8 protein-coding genes and 1 pseudogene are annotated in these 7,729 nt (G+C 67.1%); 5 read left to right on the top strand and 4 right to left on the bottom strand.

Going from position 1 to position 7,729, the window contains the following annotated elements:
* The 4 genes and pseudogenes from ACSFBL_RS34400 to ACSFBL_RS34385 all read left to right on the top strand — a co-directional run.
* A pseudogene (locus tag ACSFBL_RS34400) lies at window positions 1-424 on the top strand (hypothetical protein); the annotation flags it as partial.
* Window positions 425-434: 10 nt separating this feature from the next.
* Window positions 435-1,886, top strand: a complete 1,452-nt coding sequence (locus ACSFBL_RS34395; protein ID WP_435520301.1) for a patatin-like phospholipase family protein — start codon at window positions 435-437, stop codon at window positions 1,884-1,886.
* Window positions 1,887-1,892: 6 nt separating this feature from the next.
* Window positions 1,893-2,075: a hypothetical protein gene (locus ACSFBL_RS34390; protein ID WP_435520300.1), complete on the top strand. Its 183-nt coding sequence runs from the start codon at window positions 1,893-1,895 to the stop codon at window positions 2,073-2,075.
* Window positions 2,076-2,304: 229 nt separating this feature from the next.
* Window positions 2,305-2,481 carry a BRCT domain-containing protein gene (locus ACSFBL_RS34385; RefSeq protein WP_435520299.1) on the top strand — a complete coding sequence of 59 codons (177 nt, stop codon included), beginning with the start codon at window positions 2,305-2,307 and terminating at the stop codon, window positions 2,479-2,481.
* Window positions 2,482-2,523: 42 nt separating this feature from the next.
* Here the strand turns inward: ACSFBL_RS34385 and ACSFBL_RS34380 are convergent, their stop codons facing one another.
* Genes ACSFBL_RS34380 through ACSFBL_RS34370 form a run of 3 tightly spaced genes read right to left on the bottom strand, consistent with a single transcriptional unit; the run spans window position 2,524 to window position 5,331 of the window.
* On the bottom strand, window positions 2,524-3,438 hold the full coding sequence (locus ACSFBL_RS34380) for an alpha/beta hydrolase (protein ID WP_435520298.1): 915 nt from the start codon (window positions 3,436-3,438) through the stop codon (window positions 2,524-2,526).
* 10 nt (window positions 3,439-3,448) lie between these two features.
* Window positions 3,449-4,450 (bottom strand): Bug family tripartite tricarboxylate transporter substrate binding protein, encoded by a 1,002-nt coding sequence (locus ACSFBL_RS34375; RefSeq protein WP_435520297.1) that lies wholly within the window; start codon window positions 4,448-4,450, stop codon window positions 3,449-3,451.
* Between the two features lie 8 nt (window positions 4,451-4,458).
* On the bottom strand, window positions 4,459-5,331 hold the full coding sequence (locus ACSFBL_RS34370; RefSeq protein ID WP_435520296.1) for a TauD/TfdA dioxygenase family protein: 873 nt from the start codon (window positions 5,329-5,331) through the stop codon (window positions 4,459-4,461).
* 156 nt (window positions 5,332-5,487) lie between these two features.
* Here ACSFBL_RS34370 and ACSFBL_RS34365 point away from each other — a divergent pair, with 156 nt between their 5' ends.
* Window positions 5,488-6,438 carry a LysR family transcriptional regulator gene (locus ACSFBL_RS34365; protein WP_435520295.1) on the top strand — a complete coding sequence of 317 codons (951 nt, stop codon included), beginning with the start codon at window positions 5,488-5,490 and terminating at the stop codon, window positions 6,436-6,438.
* Here the strand turns inward: ACSFBL_RS34365 and ACSFBL_RS34360 are convergent.
* Window positions 6,435-7,688 carry an acyl-CoA dehydrogenase family protein gene (locus tag ACSFBL_RS34360; protein ID WP_435520294.1) on the bottom strand — a complete coding sequence of 418 codons (1,254 nt, stop codon included), beginning with the start codon at window positions 7,686-7,688 and terminating at the stop codon, window positions 6,435-6,437. The genes ACSFBL_RS34365 and ACSFBL_RS34360 overlap by 4 nt on opposite strands.
* Window positions 7,689-7,729 lie beyond the last annotated feature (41 nt).

Here is a 7,729-nt window from a genome sequence, read left to right as displayed (position 1 = left end):
TTCCGCGAACGCCCGTTCGGCCGGGCGGGAACTGGTGGGTTCGACGTTCATGGGCGCGCTGATGGCGGCGCTGCTTTGGTTCGGCCTCACGCTGCGGCCGAACCTGTGGATGCTGATGCTTTGGATGGCGGCCGCCGCGCTCTGGGCCGGCGCCAGGTTGTTCGGAGTCAAGGCCACGTCATTTGCACCAACGTTCTGGAGCAATGCCCTGGTGACCATGCTCATCCTGCTGGGCCCGGCCATCGAGGACAGCGCGAACGGCAAGGACGTCTACACCGCTTCGGCCGTCCGGGTCGCGCTGTTCGTCGCCGTGGCGCTCTACGCGTGGGCAACGGTGTGGCTGCTCGAGCGATGGCGCGCCGCCAGGTCCGGGCCGCCGAATGCGGGTATTCGTGGCAATCCTGCCCCGGTTGATCAAGGATAGAAGGATGACGATGAAGCTTTCCCCATGGTGCCTGGCCGCCTGCGCAGTGGTTCTCGCCGGTTGCGCGAGCCGGCCGATCAACCCGCCGATCACCCAGGCGGATCCGGGCAGCGGCTACCGCTTCGAGACGCGCCAGGCCGAGGTGAAGGACAAGGACGCCCTTGTCATCCTGGCCTTCTCGGGTGGCGGCACCCGCGCTGCCGCGTTCTCGTACGGCGTCCTCGAATACCTGCGGCGCACCGAGATCGTCACGCCGAAGGGCAGGGGCCGGCTGATCGACCAGGTCGACATCATCACCGGCGTCTCGGGCGGCAGCTTCACGGCGCTGGCCTACGGCCTCTACGGCGACAAGCTGTTCGACGACTACGAGCAGCGCTTCCTCAAGCGCGACGTGCAGGGCGCGATCGTTTCCCGTTCGCTGAACCCGGGCAACTGGGCCAGGCTGTCGTCGACGGCATGGGGCCGCTCCGAGCTGGCTGCCCAGCTGTACGACGAAGTCCTGTTCAACAACGCCACCTTCGGTGATCTGAACCGGGGCAAGGGGCCGCTCATCCTCGCCTCGGCGACCGACATCTCGAGCGGCGCCCGCGTGGTCTTCCAGCAGGGCATGTTCGACGTCCTGTGCTCAGACCTCAACGCCGTGCCCCTGTCGCGCGCGGCGGCGGCCTCCTCGGCGGTGCCGGTGGTGCTGTCGCCGGTCACGCTGAACAACTACGGCGGCACTTGCCACATGACCCCGCCGCCCTGGGTCAAGCGCTTCACCGACACCGACAATCCGCCGCGGCCGGCCGCGCGCGCGATTCGCTCGCTGCGCTCGCTGGGCGATTTCGCGGACAGTACCAAGCGGCCCTACATCCACCTGGTGGACGGCGGCGTGTCGGACAACGTCGGCATGCGTGGCGTGCTCGATTCGCTCGAGGTGCTGGAGGCCATGCAGGAGGCGGGCCTGCCGACGCAACTCGACAGTGCGAAGCGAATCGTCGTCTTCATCGTCAATTCGCTGTCCGTGCCGCCGACGAAGTGGGATGAATCCGAGTCGCCCCCTGGCAGCGTGGAGATCCTTCTCAAATCGAGCGGCGTTCCGATCGATCGCTACTCCTTCGAAGCGGTCGAACTGTTGCGAGACATGGCCGCGCGCTGGAACACGATGCGCAAGATCCGGACCTCGGCGTCGATGGCGGGCAACAAGGACCCGGCGCTCGCGGCCATCACGCGCGGGCCGGACGCCGAGATTTATGCCATCGACGTGTCGTTCGCCGCGCTCAAGGACAAGGCGGAACTGGACTATCTCAACCAGCAGCCGACGACCTTCGTATTGCCCGACGAGGCGGTGGACCGCCTGCGCGCGGCCGCGGGTACGATCATCTCGGATTCGCCCGAGTTCAAGCGTCTGGTCAAGGACGTGGGCGGCTCGATCATCGCGGCGCCCGCAGGGACGACGCGCAACCCTTCGAAGGACTGACCGGCCATGCGACAAGCCATCGAACAGCTGTTGGGCATCGTGGAGGCCATGGTCGCCGACGGCGATCTCGACGGTCTGGAGATCGAGTTCCTCAAGGTCTGGCGGCCGAGCAGGCCGAGGCGGCGCGAGTATGGCCCGGCAGTGCGATTAGCGGTGCCATCGAAACCGTCCTCGCCGATGGCCATGTGAGCGCGGACGAACGCGCCTACCTGATGACCACGCTCAGGCAGCTGGCTTAGGGGGAATTCGTGTTCGATGTTCCGGACGATTCAACCGGCTCCGCGCTCCCGCTAACCCCCCCGCTGTCAAGATCAAGCTGCGCGATGCGCTGGTCTGCCTGGCCGGCGAATTCCTCCACGGCACCCGGGCAGCCTGCGAGCGTCTTCTGGAACGCGCCGGTAGGTGGCCGGCAGCCGTCGTGAGCCGCAATGTCCGCTGCCTGGTGATCGGTTCCAAGCTCTCGACGGACTGGACGCAGACCCCGCTTGTAGAGACGATCAAGGACGCGCTGGCCCTGCAGCGGGAAGGCCACGCGATCGCGATCATCTCGGAGCGACGCTGGCTCGAGGGCCTCGCAGGCAGCCCGACGCCCTGACGTGCGATGGCCGCGACGCGCCAAGGCCTTGCCCCTTGTGCGTCACAGATACCGGTCGAACCACGCGAGCGCCGCGTCGCTGCTCTCGTCGTAGCCGTCGAAATAGATCCCGTAGTGATCGATGCCGTCGATGATCCTGTAGTCCACCGGGGCGGTGGCAGTCTGCTTCAGGATCTCGTGCGCCTTGCCGCCGTTGTGCCGGATGTCGAACAGATCCTCGTTGCCGGCGTCCAGGATCAAGGTCGGTACCCGGAGCTTCCGCACCTCTTCGATCGCGTTGTATTGCAGGAAGCGCGCGAGGTGCGGTGTCCCGGCGAGCGGGGGATAGGCATCGATCCCCTGCGGAACGGATGCAATCGTGCCTCTTGCCATATCGATGGCCCGTTGCCTGGCATGCGCGGCCAACGGGCCCTTGAGCACCGAGGCGAGCGACGCGACCTGCACGGCGAGGACCTTGATGCGAGGGTCGTTCGCGGCGTGGTGCAGCGCGATGCCGCCGCCGAAGCTCGTGCCCCATGCCCCGATGCGATCGGTGTCCACGTGCGGCTCCCCCTCGATGAAGTCGACGGCGGATCGATAGTTCTGAAGCCATTCGACCGGGTCGATCACCTCGCGGATCACGCGGACCCTGGCGAAGCCCTCGTTGCCTTCGTCCAGCGCGGGTGCTTCCCCGGCGAGCACCACCTGGGATCCGGAGAAAGACCATCCGCTGTAGCTGAAGCACAGGCTCATCATCCCGGCGGCCGCGAACTTCGCGGCATGGCGCTCGCCGGTGGATTTGCTGCCGCCCCAACCGTGCGACAGGACCACGGCCGGGATCCGCCGGTCTCCGGCGATTCCTTTCGGGCGGTAGAGATCGGCATCCAGGGGCACGCCGTTGCTCCAGATCGTCACGGTCGTTCGCTCGACCGTCTCCGGCATGACAAGTGCCGGGTACTCGGTTTCCACGGGCGGCATGGCCGTCGTCCTAGTCGAGCTTGATGCTTGAACTGTGCGCAATCTGCTCCCACACCGCCAGGTCATCCTCGATCGTCTTCGAGAACTGCTTCGGCGACTTCACGGGCGCATCCGCGATGTTGAGTTGCAGCAGCCGATCCCTCAGTGCCGGCGAGGCCAGGATCTTGGTGACCTCCTGGTTGAGCAGGGCCACCACGGCGGCCGGTGTTCCCTTCGGGGCGAACAGGCCGTACCAGCCGTCGGTGGTGAAGGCGATGCCCTGTTCCGACATCAGCGGCGCCGACGGCAAGCCCGGGGAGCGCAGCGAACCGGTCAGCCCCAGCACCTTGAGGCGTCCCTGCTTCACGAGGGGCATCGCGCTCGCGACATCCACGAAGGCGATGTGCACGACGCCGCCTTGCAGGTCCTGCGTGATCGCCGTGATCGACTTGTACGGCACGTGGTTCAGGCGGATGCCGTTCTGGTGGCCGATCCACTCCATGACCAGGTGGCCCTGCGAGCCGATGCCCCAGGTGGCGTAGTCGTACTTCCCGGGGTGTGCCTTGGCCTCCGCGATGAACTCCTTCATGCCGTTGGCCGGGAAGTCCGGCGTCGCGACCAGCGCGACGCCACCGGCACCGACCTGCGCGATCGCCGTCAGGTCGGTGCGCGCATCGAAGGGCGTGTTCTTCTGCACGGCCTGGTTGATCACGGTGCTGGAGGCATTGCCGAACAGCAGCGTGTAGCCATCGGGCTTGGCCCGCACCACCGCCTGGCCGGCGATCACGCTGTTGGCGCCGACCCGGTTGTCGACGATCACCGTCTGGTTGAGGGCCGAGCCCAGGCCTGCCGCGATCACCCTGCAAAGCAGGTCGCCGCCGCTGCCGGCGCTGTTCCCGACCACGATCGTGATCGGCCGCGAGGGGTAGGGCTCCTGCGACAGCGCAGGGACGGCACACAGCGCGGCCACGGCTGCGATGAACAGCTTGCGGCAAAGGACGTGGTGCACGAAGGTCGATGTCAGGTTTCGCATGGGTCACCTCACGCCGCGACAAGGGAGGGCTCGGCCTTCCACGGCACTTCGGACCGCACGGCCGCAAGGGGGCGCGTGCCGTTGATCGTCACGCGGTAGCCGCTGCGGCGGGCCGGGAAGTAGTCGAAGATCGCCTGGTGCTGCGTGCAACGGTTGTCCCAGAACGCCACCGAGTTCGGCTGCCACCGGAAGCGGCACATGAAGCGCGGGTTCTCGATGTGCCGGTAAAGCATCTCGAGGAGGGCGTCGCTCTCCCTGGGCGACAGCGCCGGGACATGCGAAGTGAACACCCTGTTGACGAAGAGCAGCTTGCGTCCGGTCTCCGGATGAACGACGACCATCGGATGCTCGTTGCGCGCGAACGGCCTGGACGGTGCGAGGCCATAGCGCGACCAGACCTTGGCGCCGTCGTGGACCGCGGTCAGCCCCTCAAGGAACTGCTGCATCGGCTGCGACAGAGCGTCGTAGGCCGCGTACATGCTCGCGAACATGGTGTCGCCGCCGCTCTCGGGCACCTCCGTGAGGTACAGCATGCTGCCCATCGGCGGCTCCTCCTCGCAACTGACGTCCGTGTGCCAGCTCTCGCCCGCGACCCGCTCGGAGCGCTCGTCGGCATGGATGCGCAGCAGTTCCGGGTGGTCCGGATGATTGGCCGGTGCGAGCGGATGCACATGCAGCGATCCGAAGCGCTTGCCGAGCGCGATGTGCTGCTCCAAGCCCATGTGCTGGTCGCGGAAGAAGATGACCTGGTGGGCCGTGAGCGCGCGCCGGATGGCATCGACCTCCGCCTGCGAGAGGCTGGCCGACAGGTCGATGCCGAAGACCTCGGCGCCGAGCACGGGCGTGAGCGGTCGAATGTCGAGTTGGACGGGCCTGTTCATGTCTCTGTCTCCATGGTCGTGCGCTGCGTGTTCGCGTCGCGCCGGTTGCTCGAAATCAGTGCCTGAATTGTGTCCGGGGCGGCTGCGCTTGCCCAATGAATTCGATCGCCCGAGCCATAACCGCCGGGTTATGCTGCGGATTTTCGGGAGTCTTGGATGGCCAACATCTCGGGCGCCTTCATGCAGCGCGCGCTCACGCTTCGGCACATGCGCCTGCTCGTGGCGCTGGAGGAACTGCGCCAGGTGGGACGCGTGGCGACCGCGCTGAACATCTCCCAGCCGGCCGTTTCGAAGGCCCTGGCCAAGATCGAAAGCGGTGTTGGCGTGGCGCTGTTCGAGCGCACTTCGCGGGGCATGGTGCCGACGGCGCATGGCGCCTGCCTGCTGCGCTATGCGCACATGATGACCAACGAGATCGCGCGTGCCGTCGACGAGCTGACCGGCATCGAGCAGGGCATCACCGCGACGGTGGCCGTCGGCGCGACCGCCGGCTCAGGCACCGGCTACTTGCTCAATGCCGCCATCCTTCAGGGCCGCCAGCGCCTGCCGGAACTGACGGTGACCGTGAGCGAGGGCACGCGCGAGCATCTGCTGCGGCAGCTGCGCACCGGGAGGCTGGACCTGGTGGTCGGCGCGGCCGGCGACAGCGTCGCACCCGCGGACCTCGACGCCACGCCGCTCTACATCGATGCGCCGGCCATCGTGTGCGGCACGCGCCACACCCTGGCCGCCAAGCGACGCACCGGATGGCCCGACATGGTGGCCGAAGCATGGGTGCTGCCACCGCGGACCACGCGCGTACGCGCCGCCGTCGAGGCGCTGTTCCGGCGGACCGGCGCCGTGCGGCCGCGCGTGCTGGCCGAAACCCTGTCGCTCGACCTCATCCTGGAGCTGGTGGTCAACGGGGCGGCGCTGGCGGTGCTGCCGCAACATCTCGCGCGTCGCCTGGCCATGGCCGGGCAGGTCCGCATGCTCGATGTGGAGACGCCGGGACTCGTGATGCCCGTGGCGGTCTTCTCGCCGGCGGGCGCCGCGGCGTCGAGCGCGATCGACACCTTCAAAAGCTGCCTTGTCGAAGCCGCCGCGCTGCGCTCACCAGGCGCCTAGCCCGTGAGATCCTTGCCAAAGATGGAACGGGCAATCACCAGTTTCTGGATCTCGTTGGTGCCCTCGTAGATCTCCGCGATCTTGCAATCGCGGTAGATCTCCTCCACCCGGTAGTGCGAGCCGTCGGCCGCCAGCTCCGCCATGAAGCCATAGCCGCCGAAGATCTGCACGCCATCGCGCGCGAACTCGGCGGCGAGGTTGGTCGCATACCACTTCGCCATGGCCGCCTCGGGCTCCGGAAAGGCCTCTCCCGCATCCATGCGCAGGGCCGCCTTCATGTAGAGGTTGCGCGCATTCTCGATCTCGGTGGCGCGCTCGGCCAGCTTGAACTGCCAATGCTGGAACTGCGCAATCTTCTTGCCGAATGCCTGGCGCGTCATCAGCCGCTCGACGCTGTGATCGAAGGTCGCCTGCGCCATGCCGACGCCACTCGCGGCGATGCCAATGCGCCCGTAGGTCAAGGTCTGCAAGGCGATCTTCAGCCCGCCACCGACGGCGCCGACGACGTTCTCCGTAGGAACCTGCACGTTGTCGAAATGGATGTCGGCCGTCAGCTGGCCGTGATTCCCCATCTTCCGGTCGGGCGCGCCGACGCGCACGCCCGGCGAATCGAGGTCGATGACGATCTCGGTCATGCGCCCCTCTTCGGCACACAGCAGCACCACGAAATCGGCAACCGGCGCGTTCGTGATGAAACGCTTGCGGCCATTGACCACATAGCCCGCGCCTTCGCGATTCGCAAAGGTCTGCATCGTCTTGATGCTCAGGTCCGTGCTGGCATCGGGCTCGGTCGTGGCGAAGCTGCCGATCTTCTCGCCAGCCAGCAGCGGCGCGAGGTAGCGCTGCTGCAGCGCGGGCGACGCATGTTCCAGCGCATGGCCCGCCAGGATGCAGTGGACGTCGACGATGGCCGCGACAGAGTTGGAGTGGTAGGCCAGCTCCTCGATGAGCGCTGCGGTGGCGCAGGCCGGATGCTTCAGCCCGCGTCCGCCGACTTCGGCTGCGAAGGGAATGCGGAAGAGCCCGGCACCGGCCATCTTGCGAAAGAGTTCGCGCGGGAAGTTCTCGACCGATTCCTCGCGATGCCCGATCTCCCACGCCACCGGCGCAACGTGCTCGTCGGCGAAGCGGCGGACCTCTTCGCGGATGGCCAGCGTTTCCGCGGGCGTGAGCAGGTCGTGATAGAGCTTCGGTTGATGGCGCTCGGGCGACTGCCGTGTCGTTGCAAGGGTGGTGTTTCTGGCGTTCATTCGGGTGTTTCCTGTGGCTTTGCGTGGCGAGTGGCGGGCCT

This window comes from Variovorax glacialis (assembly GCF_051216375.1).
Lineage (GTDB): Bacteria > Pseudomonadota > Gammaproteobacteria > Burkholderiales > Burkholderiaceae_C > Variovorax.
The sequence above is the reverse complement of the archived record's forward strand: the minus strand, read 5'-3'. Positions and strand labels throughout refer to the sequence as shown.